Source organism: Sphingobium sp. (genome assembly GCF_041987595.1).
GTDB lineage: Bacteria > Pseudomonadota > Alphaproteobacteria > Sphingomonadales > Sphingomonadaceae > Sphingobium.
In genome coordinates this window covers 1-512 of record NZ_JBHIWJ010000263.1, presented here as the reverse complement: position 1 = coordinate 512, position 512 = coordinate 1, and the positions used below count along the sequence as shown (strand labels likewise).

The window sequence follows — 512 nt, the reverse complement described above, 5'->3', positions numbered from 1 at the left end:
GCCGAACTGGAAATGGACCTGACCGCGCTGGAATTCACCGAACTGCGCACGCTGGCCGGCGAAGCCGCCGGGCGCGGTCCGGGGCCGGAATCGAGCGTGCTCAAGATCAAGGGTTCGGAAATCCAGCAGCGCATCACCGAACTCGCGCTGGAAGCGGCGGGGCACTATGGCGCGCCCTATTTCCGCGGCTTCGGCGAAGGGGACAACGAGCACCCGATCGGGCCGGACTGGGCGCACCACACGGCGCCGAGCTATTTCAACATGCGCAAGACCAGCATCTATGGCGGATCGAACGAGATCCAGCGCAACATCATCACCAAGATGATCCTCGGTCTGTAAGCACCTCGAGGACGGGAGAGAATTCGTGGATTTCAACTTCACCGAAGAACAGGACATGGTGCGTGACGGGCTGTCGCGGCTGGTTCGGGAACAATACGACTGGGAAACCCGCCGCAAGGCCATCGCCAGCAACGCAGGCTGGCGGCCCGAAGTGTGGGCGCAGCTGGCCGAGC

Annotated in this window: 1 protein-coding gene; it reads left to right on the top strand. The window is 63.5% G+C overall.

The window, feature by feature from the left end:
- On the top strand, positions 1-339 hold a 339-nt coding region (locus ACFC3J_RS23080), incomplete at its 5' end, for an acyl-CoA dehydrogenase family protein (protein ID WP_375198226.1).
- Between the last annotated feature and the right edge of the window lie 173 nt (positions 340-512).